This is a genomic window from Rothia nasimurium (assembly GCF_928381415.1).
Taxonomy (GTDB): domain Bacteria; phylum Actinomycetota; class Actinomycetes; order Actinomycetales; family Micrococcaceae; genus Rothia; species Rothia nasimurium_H.
Genome location: NZ_CAKMSF010000036.1, coordinates 1 through 303 on the forward strand (window position 1 = coordinate 1; position 303 = coordinate 303).

1 rRNA gene is annotated in these 303 nt (G+C 51.8%); it reads left to right on the plus strand.

Annotated features, from left to right (window positions below):
- A 23S ribosomal RNA gene (locus L7A20_RS11880) occupies nt 1–303 on the plus strand; the annotation flags it as partial.

The following is a 303-nucleotide window of genomic DNA, read 5'->3' on the forward strand; positions in this document are numbered from 1 at the left end:
TAACGACTTCCCTACTGTCTCAACCATGAACTCGGCGAAATTGCAGTACGAGTAAAGATGCTCGTTTCGCGCAGCAGGACGACGAGACCCCGTGACCTTTACTATAGTTTGGTATTGGTGTTCGGTGTGGCTTGTGTAGGATAGGTGGGAGACTGTGAAGCATGGACGCTAGTTCGTGTGGAGTCGTTGTTGAAATACCACTCTGGTCGCTCTGGATGTCTAACTTCGGCCCGTGATCCGGGTCAGGGACAGTGCCTGATGGGTAGTTTAACTGGGGCGGTTGCCTCCTAAAAAGTAACGGAG